Source organism: Methylobacterium sp. WCS2018Hpa-22 (assembly GCF_031843785.1).
Lineage (GTDB): Bacteria > Pseudomonadota > Alphaproteobacteria > Rhizobiales > Beijerinckiaceae > Methylobacterium.
Genome location: NZ_JAVTJA010000008.1, coordinates 169,630 through 188,512 on the forward strand (window position 1 = coordinate 169,630; position 18,883 = coordinate 188,512).

The following is an 18,883-nucleotide window of genomic DNA, read 5'->3' on the forward strand; positions in this document are numbered from 1 at the left end:
CCGAGATGACGCCTGACGCATAAGAACATTCGCCACACCGGGCGATGAAGCGAGGGCCAAACGCATGAAGGTTGTCGATCTCGATCGGGAAACGGTCAAACGCGGGCTCGACGACGGATCGATCCTGCTCATCGATGTGCGGGAGCCGCACGAATATTCGGCCGGGCATATTCCGGGTTCGGTCACCCACCCGCTATCGACCTTCGACACGCAAGCGTTGTCGGCCCTCATCTCCGAGGACGGGCGCCGCCCGGTCTTTTCGTGCGCGGCCGGTGTCCGTTCGGTTCATGCCTTAGCCGCCGCGCAATCCGCCGGGATCCCGGTGGAGGAGCATTATGTCGGCGGGTTCAAGGACTGGTATCGTGCCGGCGAAACGGTCGAGTCCTGAATATCCGGTGTCCGAAGTCCGGCCGGTCGGCGGTTCGGCGATTATTCCACGCCTCAATCCCATCGCTCCACGGGCTATGTGCGGCAGCGCACGACATCGCGGGAACGGTGCCTTTAGCTCGCTGGGCGCAGGGAAAAGCAACATGATCAAGCGTCCGCTCTCCGGATGGTCGTCCGCGATCCTCCTGTCCGCAGCATTTCTAGCCTTCGCATCTCCGGTCTCCGCGCAGGCGCCCGGTGGGCCGCCTCCCAAAGTCACCACGGCCAAGCCGGTGGTGCGTGAGATCGTCGAAACCGACATGTATACCGGGCGGTTCGATCCGGTAGAGATCGTCGACGTCCGGGCGCGGGTCACCGGTTATCTCGAGAAGGTCAACTTCGTGGATGGCGCGACGGTGAAGAAGGGCGACCTGCTCTTCGTCATCGACCGCCGCCCTTACAAGGCTGCCCTCGACCAGGCCAAGGCCGCCCTCACCTCCGCGCAGGCCGGGCTGACCTTCTCGCAGACTGACCTCGAACGCGCTCAGACCTTGAGCCGCTCGGGCAACATCTCAGAGCAGGTGACGGATCAGCGGCGTCAGGCGTCGCAGACGGCACAAGCCAATGTGGACAGCGCCGATGCCCAGCTTCGACAGGCTCAGCTCAATTACGACTTCACCGAAGTCCGCGCCCCGATCTCTGGCCGGATCAGCCAGCGCCTCGTCACCGAGGGCAACATTGTCATCACCGATCAGACCCAGCTGACGACCATCGTCTCCCTGGACCCGATCTATTTCGGCTTCACCGTCGATGAGCGCTCGTTCCTGAAATACCAGGGCAGCCTCGGCATAGGCATGGGCCAGACCCAGAAGGGCAAGGGCGTTCCGATCCTGATCGCCTTGACCAACGAGACCAAGCCCACCCGCAAGGGCACGCTCGACTTCGTGGATAACCGGGTCGACAACGCCACCGGTACGGTGCTGCTGCGCGCCACGGTCGAGAACCCGGACGGCTTCATCAAGCCGGGCCTGTTCGGCATCGTTTCGCTGCCGGCGACGAAGCCGTTCCAGGGTATCCTGCTCCCCGACGAGGCCATCTCCGCGAACCAGGACAAGCGCATCGTCTACATAGTGGCCGACGATGGTTCTGTGAGCACCCGCGACGTGAAGCTTGGGCCGAAGGTCGATGGATACCGCGTGATCCGCGAAGGCCTGAAGGGCGACGAAAACATCGTCGTCAACGGCCTGTCCCGCGTCCGCCCCGGCGCCAAGGTGACGGCAGAGGCGAGCACGCTGCCGCCAAGCCGCAGCTGACGCGACCCCATTCTAGACCGGGCCCGCTCGTTTCCGCCTTCCGTTTCAGGGGCGTGACATCAGGCGGGCTCGTGACGGCGAACGAAGAAACATTCCCGCAGAGGTTGCCTAGGGCTCCTATGCGGCGAGAGGTTTGACCGATGCGCTTTGCCCACTTCTTCGTCGATCGGCCGATCTTCGCGTCGGTGACGTCGATCATCTTCCTGATCCTCGGCTACGTCTCCTACGAGTCGCTGCCCGTCGCGCAATATCCCGAGATCGTTCCACCGACCGTCGTCGTGCGCGCCTCCTATCCGGGCGCCAATGCCGAGACGGTTGCGGCGACGATCGCGACGCCGATCGAGCAGGAGGTGAACGGCGTCGACAACATGCTCTACATGACGTCGTTGTCGACCAATGACGGCAACATGCAGCTGACCGTCACCTTCAAGGTCGGCACCAACCTCGATATCGCCAACGTGCTGGTGCAGAACCGCCTTTCGGTTGCGCAGCCGCGTCTTCCGCCGGACGTGCGCAACCTCGGCGTCACGGTGCGTAAGTCGTCGCCCGATCTGATGATGGTCGTGCACCTGCTCTCGCCCGACAACACCTACGACCAGAACTACCTCTCGAACTACATCTACCTGCGGATCCGCGACGAACTGCTGCGCCTCGATGGCGTCGGCGACATCACCGTGTTCGGCGGCAGCGAATACGCGCTCCGCATCTGGCTCGATCCGAACAAGCTGTCCGCCTACGGGCTCTCGACCACCGACGTCATCTCGGCCCTGCAGGAGCAGAACGTCCAGGTCGCTTCCGGCGCCCTCGGCGCCCCGCCCGCGCCGAAGGACAACGCCTTCCAGCTCGTCGTCCAGTCCCAGGGCCGCTTCCAGACCCCGGAGGAGTTCACCGAGGTCATCGTCAAGGCCAGCGACGGCCGCCTCGTGCGCGTAAAGGACATTGCCCGCACCGAGATGGGCCAGAAGGACTACACCACGCAGTCCTTCCTGAACGGGACCCCCGCCGTCGGCGTCGGCGTGTTCCAGCGTCCGGGGACCAACGCACTCGAAGCCGCCTCGCAGGTGCGGGCGACGATGGAGACGATCAAGAAGAGCTTCCCGCCGGGGGTCGAGTACCGCATCGCCTACAACCCCACGGAGTTCATCGAAGAATCGGTCCACGAGGTCTACAAGACCCTGTTCGAAGCCGTGGCCCTCGTGGTCGTCGTGGTCATCGTCTTCCTGCAGAGCTGGCGCACGGCGCTGATCCCCGTGATCGCGATCCCGGTCTCGCTCATCGGCACCTTCGCCGCCATGCAGGCCTTCGGCTTCTCCATCAACAACCTGACCCTTTTCGGGCTCGTTCTCGCCATCGGCATCGTCGTCGACGACGCGATCGTCGTGGTGGAGAATGTCGAGCGCAACATGGCCGAGGGACTCTCGCCCGGAGACGCCGCGCACAAGACCATGGACGAAGTGGGCGGCGCGGTGCTCGCCATCGCCCTCGTCCTGTCGGCGGTGTTCATCCCGACGGCGTTCATCCCGGGCATTTCCGGCCAGTTCTACAAGCAGTTCGCGCTGACCATCGCGGCCTCGACCATCATCTCGATGTTCAACTCGCTGACGCTGTCACCGGCGCTCTGCAAGCTTCTGCTGAAGCCCCACCACGAACATGCCAAGCCGAAATTCTTCCTGACGCGGTTCTTCGGCTGGCTCGCCGACTTGTTCAATCGGGGCTTCGACAAGCTCTCGCATTGGTATGCGGCGACGATCGGCTTCCTGACCGGACGCATGATCGGCTTGCTCGGTATGATGGTGGTGTATGCCGCGATCATCGCCGGAACGCTGCATGTGGCCACCACGACGCCCACCGGCTTCATCCCGCAACAGGACCAGGGCTACCTCATCGGCGTCGTCCAGCTGCCGGCGGGCTCGGCTCTGGAGCGCACTACCGCCGTGGTGCGGCGGGCCGCCGACATGGCCCTGAAGGTCGACGGCGTCGCCGATGCCGTCATCATCTCGGGCTTCGACGGGGCGACCTTCACCAACACCACCAACGGCGCCGTGATGTTCCTGGTCCTGAAGGGGGCAAAGGAGCGTGCCACGACGGGTAGGACGGCGGCGGCCATCACCGGCGACGTGTTCAAGGCCACGGCCTCGATCCAAGAGGCCCGCGTCCTGTTCATTCCGCCGCCGCCCGTCCGAGGCCTCGGTACCGGCGGTGGCTTCAAGATGCAGATCGAGAGCCGCCAGAACTCGGCCATCGCTCCGCTGCTGGCTGCCACGAACGAGATTCTCGGTCAGGCGAACCAGAGCAACGACGTCCAGCGCGTGTTCACCACCTTCGGCAACGACACACCTCAGCTCTTCATCGACATCGATCGCACGATGGCGCGGATGCTGAACGTGCCGCTCGCCTCGGTCTTCGCGACGCTGCAGACCAATCTCGGCGGTGCCTACGTCAACGACTTCAACACGTTCGGCCGTATCTATCAGGTGCGTGCCCAGGCCGACGCGGCCTTCCGCCTGGAGAAGGGCGATATCGAGCGGCTGAAGGTGCGTTCCTCCACCGGCGCCCTTGTGCCGATGGGAACCCTCGCTTCGATCCGCGAGATCAGCGGGCCGCAGATCGTCCAGCGGTTCAACCTGTTCTACTCGGTGCCGATCCAGGGCGATGCCAAGCCCGGCGTGTCGACCGGCCAGGCGCTCGCAGCGATGGAGAAGATCGCTCAGTCCCTGCCGGAAGGCTACGCCTACGACTGGACCGAGATCGCCTTCCAGCAGAAGGCGACGGGTAACACCGCGATCTACGTCTTCGGTCTCGGCGTGCTCCTCGTCTTCCTGGTGCTCGCGGCGCAGTACGAATCCTGGGCGCTGCCGCTGGCGATCATCCTCGTCGTGCCGACAGGTGTGCTCTCGGCCTTGGGCGCGGTCCAGTTCAGGGGGCAGGACAACAACATCCTGACCCAGATCGGGCTGATCGTGCTCATCGGTCTGGCGGCGAAGAACGCAATCCTGATCGTGGAATTCGCTCACCAGCTCGAGGAGACGGAGAAGAAGGGGCCGGTTGCCGCTGCGGTGGAAGCCTGCCGCCTGCGCCTGCGCCCGATCCTGATGACGGCCTTCGCCTTCATCCTCGGTACGGTCCCCCTCGTCATCGCCACCGGTCCCGGCGCGGAGATGCGTCAGGCTCTCGGAACCGCCGTCTGTTTCGGTATGATCGGCGCGACGTTCTTCGGGCTGTTCCTGACCCCGGTCTTCTACGTGGCGATCCGCAACATACTGATCTGGTTCGCCAAGAAGCGTGGCAAGGATCCGCACGACACCACCCCCGACAAGCACGATCCCCACGCGACGCCGTCGCACGCGTGAAGACGACAAGGTCCGGCGCATGAAGCTCTGCGCCGGACTCGCGGAAAAGGGGTTGCACGGGAAGGACCGTGAAGCTAAGACCCCTCAGCCCGTTACAGGGCGTCGAAGCGGAGCGCAGTCCAGTCAGCGCGTTGGTCCTCGGACCAAGGACTGGATCGGTGTCTTTCGCAATCGATCGGTAGTCAGGACGGTTCTTGACGGAGTATAGCGCAGCCCGGTAGCGCACCTGTCTGGGGGACAGGGGGTCGCAGGTTCAAGTCCTGCTACTCCGACCATTAAAACGCGGTGACATTGGCCTTCGAGCTTATGTCGTCCGTCCTGACGGAAAGGCCGGGGTGCGCAGCCCCGGCCTTTTTGTTTGCCCGGGGATTCCGGATTTCGGCATCGACTCCGGATGCATCGCGATACGGCTGAATTGAGATCAGACGCCGATCGGGCGGCGGGGACGGCTACGCGGCCGGCGAGGTCCGGTGTACCGAACCTCAGGCCGTCAGCCTGCTGAAGGTCGCACCGATGGTCTCCTCGCCGCGCCATACCACGCGGCAGACTTCCATCCCCGCGACACAGGCGGAGTACAGGATGAAGGTGTCAGGGACCTGAATGGCTTCCGGGAGGGTGAGGCGCACACCGGAGGCGGATATGTCGTAGACGATGCAGGGGATCGTCGTGTGTTCGTCTATGGCGATCAGGCCAGCCTCGTCCTTGCGGAGCCGCTCATCGATCCGACGCTCACTCATACAAACCTCGCCATTTGCGCCTTCGAGGATGGGTGAGCGCCTGCGAAGGAAAGGCGAGCGCGATGGATCAAATACGATGCATCGCGGCTCAATCCCGTGTTTTCCGGCCCGTCAGAAGAAGATCGGCCGCGCCGCCGCGTGATGTTCGGCGAGGATCGCGCCCGTCGCCGGGTCGATTTCTTTCAGCACCGCGTCGTAGCCCCAGAGATTCGCCAGATGCTGCAGGACGCGTCTGGCATCGTCGGCCTGGAGCGTGATGCGGTTCAGCGCCTTGTGATGGACGATGAGGCGGCGGTCGCCCTCCAGGTCGACATCCACCACCTCGATATCGGGATCGAGCCAGGCAACGTCGTATTGTCGTGCGAAGGATCGGCGTAGCTTGCGGTAACCGCGCTCGTCATGGATCGCCTCGACGCGCAGTTCGGCTTCGTCGGGATCGTCGACGACGTGGAACAGGCGCATGTCGCGCATGAGCTTGGGGCTGAGGAACTGCGCGATGAAGCTCTCATCCCGATAATTCGCCCAGATGTCGCGCAGGGTCGCCATCGCGTCGCCCGTGCCGGCGATCTCGGGGAACCATTGCCGGTCTTCCTCCGTCGGCTGCTCCACGATGCGGGCGATGTCCTGCATCATCGCGAAGCCGATGGCGTAGGGATTGTGCCCGCCATAGCCGCGCTCGTTGTAGTTCGGCTGGCGAATGACGTTGGTGTGCGACTGCAGGAATTCGAGATAGGCGGCTTCGTTGATGAGCCCTTTCTCCGACAGCGAGGTCATAATCCGATAGTGGCAGTAGGTGGCGCAGCCCTCGTTCATCACCTTGGTCTGGCGCTGGGGATAGAAATACTGCGCCACGAGACGGACGATGCGCAGGATCTCGCGCTGCCAGGGCCGGAGCCTGGGGGCGGCCTTCTCGAGAAAATAGAGCAGGTTCTCCTGCGGTAGCTCCAGCAGCGCCTTGCGGCGCTCCAGGGCCGCATCCGGCCTGGCGCCGGCGGTCTTTTGCGGGAGGGTTCGCCAGAGATCGTTGTAGATCTGTTCGCCATGCTCAGCCCGCTCCCGCTCGCGACGTTGCTCGGAGGCGAGGTCGGGCCGTTTCTTGCGGGGATAGCGATGGATGCCCTGGCTCATCAGCGCATGCGCGGCGTCCAGCACTTGCTCCACGGCATGGTGGCCGTAGCGCTCCTCGCATCGGGAGATGAAGCCCTTCGCGAAGTCGAGGTAATCGAGGATACCCTCGGCATCGGTCCATTGCTTGAACAGGTAATTGTTCTTGAAGAAGTGGTTATGGCCGAAGGCGGCATGCGCGATCACCAGCGTCTGCATCGTCGCCGTGTTCTCCTCCATGATGTAGGAGATGCACGGATCGGAATTGATGACGATCTCGTAGGCGAGCCCCATCATCCCCCGCCGGTAACCGGCCTCGTGCTGGGCGAAATGCTTGCCGAAGGACCAGTGCTTGTAGAAGAGCGGCATGCCGATGGAGGCATAGGCGTCGAGCATCTGCTCGGCGGTGATGATCTCGATCTGGTTCGGGTACCAGGACAGGCCGAGTTCCCGCGCCTCGGCCTCGCACGCGTCATGAATGCGGCGGATGGTGTCGAAATCCCAGTCGTTCCCGCTGAACAGGGGTGTCTGGCGGCCCGAGATCGTTTGGGGAAGCGTGAGTGTCATGCGTGGTCCCGATCTATGCGTCGGTATAGTCCGTCCGCCTCATCGCTGAAGACCGAGAGGCCGGAACAGGTCTTCCCTCCTCCGTAGCGGGACGAGGGTCGCGCGCGTGAGCGCCGCTCACCCCTCCGCCTCCGCCCGGGCGTCTTTTCGCCCGAACAGGTCGCGGAAGACGGGGTAGATGTCGCGGCGGTGGTTGACCTTGCGCATGGCGATGGCGCCGCCCGATTTGGCGAGCCCCTCATAAGTGCGCCAAAGGGTGGTGCGGTGCTCCACGAAGCCGGCCCGTGGACCGTTCTCGTCGCCGACCTCGAGATAGGCGAAGTGCTGACAGGCGGGCAGGATATGCGCCCGCAGCAATTCGGTGGCAGTCGGGCCGTCGCTGGAGACGTTGTCGCCGTCAGAGGCCTGCGCGGCGTAGATGTTCCAGTCATCCGGGCTGTAGCGCTCGGTGATGACGCGCTTCATCTCCACCAAGGCCGACGAGACCAAGGTGCCGCCGGTCTCGCGCGAGCCGAAGAACGTCTCCTCGTCCACCTCCGTCGCCTTGTCGGTATGGCGGATGAAGACGATCTCCACGTGGCGGTAGCGCCGCGTGAGGAAGATGTGCAGCAGGATGTAGAAGCGCTTGGCCAGATCCTTCATGTGCTCGGTCATCGAACCGGACACATCCATCAGGCAGAACATGACCGCCTGAGCGATGGGGCGCGGATAAGGCTCGAAGCGGCGGTAGCGAAGATCGATCGGGTCGACATAGGGAATGCGCCGGGTGCGCTCGCGCAGGGCTTCGAGGGCGAGCTTCATGTCCGGCAGAAGCGGGTCGGTCCCGTGGGCGTCGGCGATCCGCGCCTCGAGTTCCGCGATCTCGTTCGGCTTCGGCCGCTTCAGAGCGATGCGGCGCGACATGGAATTGCGCAGGGTGCGCGTCAGGGCGAGGTTGGCGGGCGAGCCGGACACCGTATAGCCCGCCCGACGCAGTCCCTCGGTTTCCACCACGGAGAGGCGGCGCTTGGCGAGGTCGGGGAGCTCCAGGTCTTCGAGGAAGAGTTCGAGGAACTCATCCCGCGTCAGCACGAAGTTGAAGGCGTCCTCGCTGTTCTCGGAGCCTTCACCGCCCTCCCCCGAGCCCTTTCCGCCGCCGCCGCCGGGGGGACGCTCGATCCGGTCTCCCTCCACGTAGGTCTTGTTGCCGGGAAGAATGTAATCCTGAAATCCGGTGCCGGATTGCCGGCTGAATCTCGGTTCGCGAACGCCGTCGCCCGGAACCGTGACGCGGCCATCCTTGCCGAGATCTTTGATGTCCTTCTCGCGGGCCGATTCTCGCACGGCACGTTGGGCCATGTCTTTGACCCGGCGCAGGAAGCGCTGACGGTTCGCGAGGCTCTTGCCTCCTGGATTCAATCGACGGTCGACGATGTGCATCCGGTGTTTTCGCCCTCGCCTTCAAGACTCTGGCAGTTCGCTGGTCGTGGCGGGCGGACATCGATGATGCCCGCCCGTCTGTCCGTCGCGACGGGACGCGCTCGGAAAGCTAGCCCGCCTGTTTCACCCTCATGTACCATTCGACCAGCCGTCGGACCTGCCTTTCGGTGTAGCCGCGCGCCACCATGCGGTCGACGAACTCGCCATGCTTCTTCTCGGTGTCGCCGTCCTTCTTCGAACCAAAGGAGATCACCGGAAGCAGTTCCTCCACCTGGCTGAACATCCGGCGCTCGATCACCTCCCGCAGCTTCTCGTAGGAGGTCCATGATGGGTTGCGTCCGCCATGCTGGGCCCGCGAGCGAAGGGCGAACTTCACCACCTCGTTGCGGAAATCCTTGGGATTCGCGATGCCGGCCGGCTTCTCGATCTTGGTGAGCTCCTGGTTCAGGAGTTCACGATTGAGAAGCTGCCCCGTCTCGGAATCCTTGAAGTCTTGGTCCTCGATCCACGCATCGGCGTAGTCGATGTAACGGTCGAACAGGTTCTGTCCGTAATCGTGGTAGGATTCGAGATAGGCTTTCTGGATCTCGTGGCCGATGAACTCGGCATAACGCGGCGCTAGCTCGGTCTTGATGAATTCGAGGTAGCGCTTCTCCGTCTCCGGCGGCAATTGCTCGCGGCGCAAGGCCTGTTCGAGCACGTACATGAGGTGCACGGGATCGGCGGAAACCTCGGTGGTGTCGTGGTTGAACGTCGCCGCCATCACCTTGAAGGCGAAGCGCGTGGAGATGCCGTCCATGCCCTCGTCGACGCCTGCCGAATCCTTGTATTCCTGCATGGAACGGGCGCGGGGATCGACCTCCCGCAGGGATTCGCCGTCGTAAACGCGCATCTTCGAGAAGGCGTTGGAATTCGCGTGTTCGCGCAGGCGCGAGAGCACGGAGAAGCGTGCCAGCATCTCCAGCGTGCCGGGAGCGCAGGCCGCGTCCGCCAGTTCGGAGCCCGAGACGAGCTTCTCGTAGATCCGCTGCTCTTCCGTCACCCGCAGGCAGTACGGCACCTTGATCACGTAGATGCGGTCGATGAAGGCTTCGTTGTTCTTGTTGGTCTTGAAGGTCTGCCACTCGGACTCGTTCGAGTGCGCCAGGATGATCCCGGTGAAGGGGATCGCACCGATATTCTCGGTCCCGACGTAATTGCCCTCCTGCGTCGCCGTGAGCAGCGGGTGCAGCATCTTGATGGGCGCCTTGAACATCTCGACGAATTCGAGAACGCCCTGGTTCGCCCGGTTGAGGCCCCCCGAGTAGGAATAGGCATCGGGGTCGGCCTGGGATAGCGTCTCCAAGCGGCGGATATCCACCTTGCCGACCAGGCTCGAGATGTCCTGGTTGTTCTCGTCGCCGGGCTCGGTCTTGGCGATGCCGATCTGGCGCAGGCGCGACGGCCGTACCTTGATGACCTTGAATTGCGAAATATCGCCGTTGAACTCATCGAGGCGCTTCAGGGCCCAGGGGCTCATCAGTCCGGTGAGACGGCGGCGGGGAATGCCGTAGCGCTCCTGGATCTCGGCCCCCATCACTTCGGGGTCGAAGAGGCCGAGGGGGCTTTCGAAGACGGGCGAGACCTCGTTGCCTGCCTTAAGCACATAGATGGGGTGGACCTCCATCAGCGCCTTCAGCCGTTCGGCCAAAGACGACTTGCCGCCACCCACCGGGCCGAGCAGATAGAGGATCTGCTTGCGCTCCTCCAAACCTTGCGCGGCGTGCCGGAAGAACGAGACGATCCGCTCGATCGTCTCCTCCATGCCGTAGAATTCCGAGAAGGCTGGGTAGATCCGGATCGTCCGGTTCATGAACACCCGGCCGAGGCGGGCATCCTTGGACGTATCGACGAATTCCGGTTTGCCAATCGCATCGAGGATGCGTTCGGCCGCTGTCGCATACATCAGGGGTTCGTCGCGGCAGGCCTCGAGAAATTCGGAGAGGCTCATCTCCGTGTCGCGGCGTGCTTCGTAACCCCGGGTAAAGCTCTGGAACAGGTCGTTCGTCGATGGCATTGGCATCCCGATCCCTTCACGACTGACGTAGCTTCATCCTGTCTCGGCTAGGATGCAACTGACAGGCCCAGTTTTGTCGCAGTGCGGTCGCGACGGCAATTGAGCGTGGGAAGCTTGCCACAGTGCGGAGTCCGGCGGCGTGGATACAGGCCGCCGGACGCGTCATGCCTGAATGGTCTCAGGCTAGGCTCACAGGTCGGTGGCGCCCTTCTTGCTCTCGTCACCGCCCTTTGTGGCCGAACCGCCGACGGTGATGTTGATCGTCTGGGTCGTGGTCTTCCCATCGGCCTTCTTCACCTCGACCACGACTTCGTCGGTTCCGGTGAACCCGTCCTTGCTCTGGTAGAAGACACCCGTCGCGGCGGTCTTCTTGTTCGGGCATTTGTGGCTCGACGGGGTCGTGACGCTGCCGGTCTTGGTGATGAGCGATCCGTTCTTGGGCGACGTGCTGATGCGGATCTCGGGCATCGAGCCCGGCTTGCAATCGTCCTTCAGGTTCGAGGCGATGAGAATGCGGACGCTCTTGCCGGGTGCCGCGGTCTCAGAGCGGGTCGCGGTGTCCTGGGCGATAGCCGGGACGCTGGCCAGGGCGAGAAACAGGCCTGCTGCGAGAGAGGTCTTCGATTTGACGGCGTACATCGGGCGGTCTCCGGTGATGCCTGGCGACCTTATGGGACGAAAAAAGTGCGACCGCCGTGGCCGGATGCATGTGGGAAGGCGCCTGCCCGCCGTCGAGGGCACCGGAACGTTTCCTTCGCGAGCAGGATTCCGCACGCTCCCGGACACAAACGATCCATCAGGTGCAAAACGTCCCTCGCGCCGACCCCGATGGACGTCTCAGGAGTGAGCCGAAGGATCCGACGGGTCGCGGAGATGCCGTAGAGCATCCCGGCACGCGTAAAGGTCGTCCAGCACTGCCCTCAGAGCCTGTCGATCGAGGCTCTGGCGCTCGTCGCCGGCGAGATGGCTGACCGCTTCGTCCTCTGCCTCAGAATCCCCGGCGTCGAGATCGCGCTGGCTCGGCGCCGCCACCTCCGCTTCGCCTCGGCCGACCGATTGCACGAAGCGGATGCCATTCTCCTTCAGGACACGCTGGGCACCACGGATCGTGTAGCCCTGGTCGTGAAGCAGGCGGCGGATGCCCTTGATCAGGTCGACGTCTTCGGGCCGATAGTAGCGCCGACCACCGGCACGCTTGACCGGCCTGACCTGGGTGAACTTGGTTTCCCAGAACCGAAGGACGTGCTGCGGAACGTCGATATCGTCGGCGACTTCGCTGATGGTGCGGAAGGCGCCGGGGCGCTTCTCCACGGTGTCGCGGTGATCCATCAGGCCGGGGATGCTCGCCTCGAAGGAGCCATCCCTGCCGGAGGTCGGATCGGTCGGAACCTTGGCTGCCAGCGGCATGATGGACCTCAATCGTCGTCCTGTTCCGCGACGCCGTTCACGCCGTTGATCCGGGCCTTGAGCACGTTGGAAGGTTTGAACACCATCACCTGGCGCGGCTCGATGGCGACCTCTACGCCGGTCTTGGGGTTGCGGCCGACGCGCCGGCCCTTGCCGCGAACGACGAAGGAACCGAACGAGGACAGCTTCACCGTTTCACCGGATGCGAGGCAGCTGCAGATCTCCGACAACACGGTCTCGACGAGAGCCGCGGATTCCGTCCGCGACAGGCCGACCTGCTGATAGACGGCCTCGCTCAGATCGGCGCGTGTGACCGTCTTCCCTGCCATGCGTCATTCCCCAAACGAATCGTATTTTCTAACGTATCTCTATGATCGGACACGCTAATCTTCGTTTGCCCCGCGGTCAACCGCGCGTCCGATCCAAAGCTTGGCCATGCCATGGAAGCGTGGCGCGCCCTACCAACGGATGAGTGAGGCGCCCCAGGTGAAACCACCGCCGATGGCTTCGATCATCACGAGATCGCGGCGCTTGATCCGACCGTCCTTGCGGGCCGCATCGAGGGCGAGCGGGATGGAGGCCGCCGAGGTGTTGCCGTGCTGGTCGACGGTGAGGACGACCTTGCTCCGGTCGATGCCGAGCTTGTCGGCGGAGGCTTCGATGATGCGCCGGTTGGCTTGATGCGGCACGAACCATGTCAGATCGTCCGCGCTCGTCCCCGTGGCGGCGAACGCGTCGGCGATGACATCCGTCACCGAGCCTACCGCGAAGCGGAAGACCTCCTTGCCTTCCATCCGCAGGTGGCCGGTCGTGCCGGTGGAGCCGGGGCCGCCATCGACGTAGAGCTTCTCCCGGTGCCGTCCATCGGACCGCAGGTGGCTGGTGAGTACGCCACGATCGTCACTCGTCCCTTCGCCGTCCTGGGCTTCGAGCACGATCGCCCCTGCCCCATCGCCGAACAGCACGCAGGTCGTGCGGTCTTCCCAATCGAGGATTCGCGAAAAAGTCTCGGCGCCGACCACGAGCGCGCGTTTCACGCTCCCGGAGGCAATGAACTTGTCGGCGGTGGCGACGCCGTAGACGAACCCGGCGCAGACTGCCTGGAGGTCGAAAGCGAAACCCGACCGTATCCCCAGCCCCGCCTGGATCTGGGTCGCCACGGACGGAAAGGTATGGTCCGGCGTGGACGTGGCGCAGATGACGAGGTCGATATCCTCCGGACCGAGCCCGGCATCTTCCAGGGCAGCGGCAGCGGCCTTGATGCCCAGGGTCGATGTGGTCTCACCGGCATCGGCCAAGTAGCGCTGACGGATACCCGTGCGCTGGACGATCCATTCGTCGGAAGTGTCGACGGTCTTCGTCAACTCGTCGTTCGTCACCAGGCGAGCGGGAAGGGCCGAGCCCGTTCCCGCCACTACGGAGCGTATAACCGCCATGTCAGATCCGATCCGGCATCGACCACCTCATGCGGAGGCGGCCATGGGCGTGAGTTCGAGCATGTCGCGAATGGTCCGCATCAGGTCGTGACGCGCCATATCGTGCGCAAGATCGACGGCGGCTGCGAAACCATGGGCATCTTCCGAGCCGTGGCTCTTGATGACGATACCCTCCAGACCGAGGAAGACGCCACCGTTTGCCCGGCTCGGGTTCATCTTGTCGCGGAGTGCCTTGAAAGCCTGCCGGGCGAAAAAGTATCCGATCTTGGCCGAGAGGGTCCGGCTCATGGCCGCGCGCAGGTAGCTGCCGATCTGCTTGGCTGTGCCCTCCGCGGTCTTCAGCGCGATATTACCGGTGAAGCCTTCGGTGACCACCACGTCCACGGTGCCCTTGCCGAGGTCGTTGCCCTCCACGAAGCCGTGATAGGTCAGGTTCGGCAGATCGCTTTCACGGAGGCGCCGGGCGGCTTCCTTCACCGCCTCGTTGCCCTTCATCTCCTCGGTCCCGACATTGAGCAGGCCCACGGTCGGCTTGTCGAGATCGAACACGATCCTGGCCATGGCGGCACCCATCAGGGCCATCTCCACGAGATGCTCGGCGTCGGTGCCGATGGTCGCCCCCACATCGAGAACGACGCTCTCGCCGCGCACGGTCGGCCAGAGGCACGCGATGGCAGGGCGCTCGATACCGGCCAAGGTCTTCAGGCAGATTTTCGACATCGCCATGAGCGCACCGGTATTGCCGGCGGAGACGGCCGCATCGGCCTCCCCGTCCTTCACGGCCTGAATCGCGCGCCACATCGAGGACTTGCCTCGGCCCGAACGCACGGCTTGGCTCGGCTTCTCGTCCATGGAGATCGCCACGGTGGTATGGCGGATCTCCACGGCGCCCTTCAGGCGCGGTTCGGCCGCCACCAGCGGGGCGAGGATGGCCTCGTCCCCGAACATCAGGAACGTCATCTCGGGATGGCGCTCGCGCGCGATGGCGGCGCCGGGAACCACGGTCGTAGGACCGTGATCGCCGCCCATGGCGTCGAGCGAGATGCACACTCTTTGAGACATGTGGTTCGGCCGGAGGCCTCTTTCAGGACGGACAGACCCCTCTTGCAAAAGGGTCGATGAGACGCCCTTCGGCGAGAAGGGATGGTCGAGAGGCATGGACCCGCATGGGCGGGCCCCTCCTCGGCGCGGCGGAAAATAGCGGTTCGAGCCCGGCGGGCAAACGAAATCTCAGCTTTTCCGGAATCCGTATCGCGACTTCGGCGCCGGAACCCCGAAAATCCGTCGCTCGGGCAGAGCGTCAGGCCTCGTCGCGCTTCAACGTCTTGAGGATGGCCAGCGGCGATTCCGTCGCGTCGGTGACGGGCTCGAAGTCGATGCCGGGCTTACGCGGATACGGATCGAGGCCAAGCGCCAGGAATTCGGCGGTGACCTGTCCGAGGTCGATCGTACCGTTGACGATCGGATCCGGGATATCGGCCTCCTCGTCTCCGGCGTCCTTTTCCGGCTCGTGATCACTGAACACGATCTCGACCGGTTCGGAGATTTCCGCCTCGAACGGCTCGAGGCTGATTGTGCAGACCTGCGTGACGAAGGCCGAGACCGTGCCGGTGATGACGAGGCGGGCGGACGTTCCGCTCCAGTGTAGCCGGCCCACGAGATCGCGGATGGCCGGAATCCGGAAATCCGCCGCCAGCGCCGCTTCTTCCTCGGGGGTCGCATCAATGACGATCCCTGCCCTGTCCCTGGGCAGGCGGTCGACCCGGAATGGCCGCGACAATGGCCCGGCCGTCGACTTTGCCGTCATGTCAGATGTCTCCTGATTGGCTGAGGGTGAGCGGGGAGGGAAAGCCCGGCCCGTACGAGACGATCCGGTCGAGGTCGCGCGCATCGAGAAGATCGACACTTCTCAGCACGTAGCGCGCGAGGCCGGCACCCGCCTCCGGTGTCTCGGTGCCGATGACGTTGCGGGCCAGGGCGGCCTTGAGGCCGTCCTCGTCCCTCGCATCCAGGGCGCCGTCGTAACCCGCCGCGCGACCGTAGAAGGCCGCACCCAGTTTCTTCATGCGCTTGGGCACGCCGAAATCGCCGACACCGAGTTCGCGCAGCGAGGAATCGAGTTGAAGGAAGACCGCGTTGACCAGATCCTGGGCGATGTCCGCCGCGGGAGCCGGCAATTGGTTCATCCGTCGCAGAACCATGATGACGTGGAGCGTCAGGCATTCGAAACGGCCCTCCACGGTGTCGGGGACGCCGAGATGGGTATAGAGCCCCGGCGCCCGCGAGGCTTCGTTGATCCGCAGATGCAACGCCTCGACGACGCTGGCGCGCGCCGAGCTTCGCTTGAAGAATCGCGAAATCATGCCGTCCACCGGAGGCGCGAGGGGTGTGGCCGAGCTTGCCTTGTCAAAACCATAACCTCGCGGTACGGCAACCGACAGCCAGGGCGCAAGCTCCACCGGAACGTCCAGGTGGAGATCTGCACCGAGCTATGACGTTCAAACGTCGTGTTGTCTCAACGGATCAAGGGTGGCTGATGTCGCGCCGTTTCGTCTCGTCGATCAGCCGTCTCGCCGTCATCGGCCTTGTCGGAGTGGGAATCTCCGGCTGCATCGGTGAGGATCTCCGGCACGGATACCAGATCGATCAAGCCGCTCTCGCCACGGTGAAGCCTGGCATGAGCGCGGAGCAGGTGCTCCAGATCCTCGGTACGCCCTCCACGGTATCCACCGTCGGCAACAAGACTTGGTACTACATCACCCAGAACTCGCGCCGCACGGTGCTGTTCCTCGGGGAACAGGTGGAGGACCAGAAGGTCACCACCGTCTATTTCAACGCCGGCTTCAAAGTGGAGCGCATCGCTCTCTACGGCCTCCAGGACGGCAAGGTGTTCGACTTCATCGAGCGCACCACGCCCACGAGCGGCGCCGATCGTGCCTTCCTCGGCCAGTTGTTCCGCGGCCTCACCCGCTACGAGCCCTTCGGTAGCGGCTCGGGCGCTAGCATTGTGCCCGGGGCCAAGAACGGCCTGTAACCCCGTTTCCTAGGGAAACGAAAAAGCCGCGCGCCCCATGGGCGCGCGGCTTTTTCATGTCGATTCTGACTGTGGCGCGATGACGTCCTATACGAAGTCCCGGTGAGCCCGCCCCATGAGGGGCCCTCACCAAGGCCGGGTGTTACGCCGCTTTCCGGGCGATGGCGGCGAGCGCTTCGCGCGGATCGATGCGGCCGTCATAGAGCGCACGCCCGGTGATCGCCCCGGCGAGCATGGCGCAATCGGGTTCGAGCAGGCGATGGACGTCGTCGATCGAGGCCAGGCCGCCAGACGCGATAACGGGGATCGTCACGGCCTGCGCGAGGGCGAGGGTCATCTCGATGTTCAGGCCCTTGAGAATGCCGTCGCGGGCGATGTCGGTGTAGATGATGGCGGCAACGCCCGCATCCTCGAACCGGCGCCCCAATTCCTCGGCCGTGGTGCTGGAGGTCTTCGCCCAGCCTTCCACCGCCACGCGACCGTCCTTGGCATCGACGCCGACGGCGATCTTGCCCGGATACAGGCGGGCCGCTTCGCGTACGAAGGCCGGGTCGCGTACGGCGGCCGTGCCGATGATGACCCGGCTGACGCCCTTCTCGATCCAGGCTTCCACCGTACGCATCTCGCGGATGCCGCCGCCGAGCTGAACCGGAAGGTTGGTGCGGGCGAGGATGGCGTCCACCGCCGACGCATTCATCGGCGCGCCCGCGAAGGCCCCGTCGAGGTCGACGACATGAAGCCAGGAGAAGCCCTGCTCCTCGAACACGCTCGCCTGCGCGGCCGGATCGTCGCTGAAGACGATGGCCTGCGCCATGTCACCCTGGACGAGGCGAACGCAACGCCCTTCCTTCAGATCGATCGCCGGAAACAGGATCACGGTGGATGTCGCTTTCTGAATGTCGATGAGCGGTGGGGCGTCTACGGACGCCAACGCAGGAAGTTCGCGATCAGCGCCAGACCGAGATGCTGGCTCTTCTCGGGATGAAACTGGGTTCCGGCGACGTTGTCGCGCGCAACGAGGGCGGTGACCGGACCGCCATACTCGCTATCGGCCACGACATCGCGCCGGTCGACCGGATCGAGGGCATAGCTATGGACGAAATAGGCATGCAGCCCGTTCTCGCCCGTGGCGATGCCATCGAGAAGCGCATGCGGACGCTCGAGCCGAAGGGTGTTCCAACCCATATGGGGAACCTTCAGGTCGGGGTCGGACGGGCGGATCGGGCTGACATCGCCGGCGATCCAGCCGAGCCCCGGCGTGACCTCGTATTCGAGGCCCCGGCTGGCGAGGAGCTGCATGCCGACGCAGATCCCGAGAAATGGGCGGCCGCGTTCGTGGGCGGCATGCGTCATCGCCTCGACCATTCCGGAGACGGAATCGAGGCCCTTGCGGCAATCGGCATAGGCGCCGACGCCGGGCAGCACGACGCGGTCTGCGGACGACACCACGTCGGGATCGCTGGTGACGACGATGCGGGTCGCGCTCAGTCCAGCCTCCCGGGCGGCGCGCTCGAACGCTTTGGCGGCCGAATGCAGGTTGCCCGATCCGTAATCAATGATGGCGACGGTCTCGGACATCACGAACGACGCGGCTCGGCGAAGGGGAACATGCCGATGGCCGTATCGACCGGTCGCGCCGATGCGGCGGGATAGGCGGTCGGGCCCGGCCGGACCACGGGGGGCGCCGTCAGCCAGCGGTTCACAGCCTTCATCTCGGCCTCTTCGGCGGAATGGGCGACCACGGCGTCACGGGCGGGACGACCGCGCCTGGCATAGGTCCACCGGCGCAGGCTGGATGCCTCCATCCCCACTAGAAGGAGCAGGAGAATCGTGATGAGGAAGCCCGCGAAGGTGCCGAGCCCCAGGAAACGGCCGGCGAAACCGGCTGCCACGAGGAGGGACAGCACACCGAGACCGGCCAGCCAGAGTCGATGAAAGAAAAACCAGAGCGGACCGAAGACGAAGGCCTGGAGCGAGAACCCGTCGGGGACCAGGACCGCCCGGTCGAGACCGTGAGATTCGCCCGCGACGGCATCCGACGGCAGATGAATGGTGTAGGTGCGCATGCGTCTGTCCGCCTCTTCCCGCCCCTGA

General features: G+C 64.4%; 18 protein-coding genes and 1 tRNA gene. 5 read left to right on the plus strand and 14 right to left on the minus strand.

Translation table 11 applies throughout. The features are described 5' to 3' along the window. Nucleotides 1–64: 64 nt before the first annotated feature. From RQI43_RS12800 to RQI43_RS12815, 4 genes are all read left to right on the plus strand, one after another. Nucleotides 65–388 (plus strand): rhodanese-like domain-containing protein, encoded by a 324-nt coding sequence (locus tag RQI43_RS12800; RefSeq protein ID WP_311275384.1) that lies wholly within the window; start codon nucleotides 65–67, stop codon nucleotides 386–388. Between the two features lie 142 nt (nucleotides 389–530). Beyond that, nucleotides 531–1,679, plus strand: coding sequence for an efflux RND transporter periplasmic adaptor subunit (locus tag RQI43_RS12805; protein ID WP_056429913.1), 1,149 nt, complete (start codon nucleotides 531–533; stop codon nucleotides 1,677–1,679). Nucleotides 1,680–1,819: 140 nt separating this feature from the next. After that, entirely contained in the window at nucleotides 1,820–5,029 is a 3,210-nt protein-coding gene (locus tag RQI43_RS12810; RefSeq protein WP_056429910.1) for an efflux RND transporter permease subunit, read from the plus strand. A gap of 198 nt (nucleotides 5,030–5,227) precedes the next feature. Next, a tRNA-Pro gene (locus tag RQI43_RS12815) sits at nucleotides 5,228–5,304 on the plus strand. A gap of 207 nt (nucleotides 5,305–5,511) precedes the next feature. Here the strand turns inward: RQI43_RS12815 and RQI43_RS12820 are convergent. The 11 genes from RQI43_RS12820 to RQI43_RS12870 form a co-directional block, all read right to left on the minus strand. Next, the gene (locus tag RQI43_RS12820) at nucleotides 5,512–5,766 is read right to left on the minus strand and encodes a PilZ domain-containing protein (protein ID WP_311275385.1); all 255 of its coding nucleotides are present in this window, start codon (nucleotides 5,764–5,766) and stop codon (nucleotides 5,512–5,514) included. A gap of 111 nt (nucleotides 5,767–5,877) precedes the next feature. Beyond that, entirely contained in the window at nucleotides 5,878–7,437 is a 1,560-nt protein-coding gene (locus RQI43_RS12825; RefSeq protein WP_311275386.1) for a SpoVR family protein, read from the minus strand. 117 nt (nucleotides 7,438–7,554) lie between these two features. Continuing rightward, nucleotides 7,555–8,856 (minus strand): YeaH/YhbH family protein, encoded by a 1,302-nt coding sequence (locus tag RQI43_RS12830; RefSeq protein ID WP_056429901.1) that lies wholly within the window; start codon nucleotides 8,854–8,856, stop codon nucleotides 7,555–7,557. Nucleotides 8,857–8,965: 109 nt separating this feature from the next. After that, nucleotides 8,966–10,918: a PrkA family serine protein kinase gene (locus RQI43_RS12835; RefSeq protein ID WP_207413608.1), complete on the minus strand. Its 1,953-nt coding sequence runs from the start codon at nucleotides 10,916–10,918 to the stop codon at nucleotides 8,966–8,968. A gap of 183 nt (nucleotides 10,919–11,101) precedes the next feature. Then, the gene (locus tag RQI43_RS12840) at nucleotides 11,102–11,551 is read right to left on the minus strand and encodes a hypothetical protein (RefSeq protein WP_056429894.1); all 450 of its coding nucleotides are present in this window, start codon (nucleotides 11,549–11,551) and stop codon (nucleotides 11,102–11,104) included. Nucleotides 11,552–11,749: 198 nt separating this feature from the next. Then, complete coding sequence (locus tag RQI43_RS12845) at nucleotides 11,750–12,241, minus strand: MerR family transcriptional regulator (RefSeq protein ID WP_056430493.1); 492 nt, start codon at nucleotides 12,239–12,241, stop codon at nucleotides 11,750–11,752. Between the two features lie 86 nt (nucleotides 12,242–12,327). Next, on the minus strand, nucleotides 12,328–12,648 hold the full coding sequence (locus tag RQI43_RS12850; RefSeq protein WP_056429891.1) for an integration host factor subunit alpha: 321 nt from the start codon (nucleotides 12,646–12,648) through the stop codon (nucleotides 12,328–12,330). 129 nt (nucleotides 12,649–12,777) lie between these two features. Then, nucleotides 12,778–13,755, minus strand: a complete 978-nt coding sequence (locus tag RQI43_RS12855; RefSeq protein ID WP_056429888.1) for a beta-ketoacyl-ACP synthase III — start codon at nucleotides 13,753–13,755, stop codon at nucleotides 12,778–12,780. 27 nt (nucleotides 13,756–13,782) lie between these two features. Then, nucleotides 13,783–14,817, minus strand: a complete 1,035-nt coding sequence (plsX, locus tag RQI43_RS12860; RefSeq protein WP_056255658.1) for a phosphate acyltransferase PlsX — start codon at nucleotides 14,815–14,817, stop codon at nucleotides 13,783–13,785. Nucleotides 14,818–15,055: 238 nt separating this feature from the next. Then, entirely contained in the window at nucleotides 15,056–15,562 is a 507-nt protein-coding gene (locus tag RQI43_RS12865; RefSeq protein ID WP_056429883.1) for a DUF177 domain-containing protein, read from the minus strand. Nucleotide 15,563: 1 nt separating this feature from the next. After that, nucleotides 15,564–16,118: a ubiquinol-cytochrome C chaperone family protein gene (locus RQI43_RS12870; protein ID WP_311275387.1), complete on the minus strand. Its 555-nt coding sequence runs from the start codon at nucleotides 16,116–16,118 to the stop codon at nucleotides 15,564–15,566. Between the two features lie 173 nt (nucleotides 16,119–16,291). Between RQI43_RS12870 and RQI43_RS12875 the strand changes: the two genes are divergently transcribed. Beyond that, the gene (locus RQI43_RS12875) at nucleotides 16,292–16,789 is read left to right on the plus strand and encodes an outer membrane protein assembly factor BamE (RefSeq protein WP_056429879.1); all 498 of its coding nucleotides are present in this window, start codon (nucleotides 16,292–16,294) and stop codon (nucleotides 16,787–16,789) included. Nucleotides 16,790–16,931: 142 nt separating this feature from the next. Here the strand turns inward: RQI43_RS12875 and hisA are convergent, their stop codons facing one another. The 3 genes from hisA to RQI43_RS12890 are packed head-to-tail and all read right to left on the minus strand — an operon-like array spanning nucleotide 16,932 to nucleotide 18,855. Further along, nucleotides 16,932–17,666, minus strand: a complete 735-nt coding sequence (hisA, locus tag RQI43_RS12880; RefSeq protein ID WP_056430488.1) for a 1-(5-phosphoribosyl)-5-[(5-phosphoribosylamino)methylideneamino]imidazole-4-carboxamide isomerase — start codon at nucleotides 17,664–17,666, stop codon at nucleotides 16,932–16,934. Nucleotides 17,667–17,707: 41 nt separating this feature from the next. Then, the gene (gene hisH, locus RQI43_RS12885) at nucleotides 17,708–18,367 is read right to left on the minus strand and encodes an imidazole glycerol phosphate synthase subunit HisH (RefSeq protein WP_311275388.1); all 660 of its coding nucleotides are present in this window, start codon (nucleotides 18,365–18,367) and stop codon (nucleotides 17,708–17,710) included. After that, complete coding sequence (locus RQI43_RS12890) at nucleotides 18,367–18,855, minus strand: DUF2628 domain-containing protein (protein WP_311275389.1); 489 nt, start codon at nucleotides 18,853–18,855, stop codon at nucleotides 18,367–18,369. The genes hisH and RQI43_RS12890 overlap by 1 nt, the downstream gene beginning before the upstream one ends. Nucleotides 18,856–18,883 lie beyond the last annotated feature (28 nt).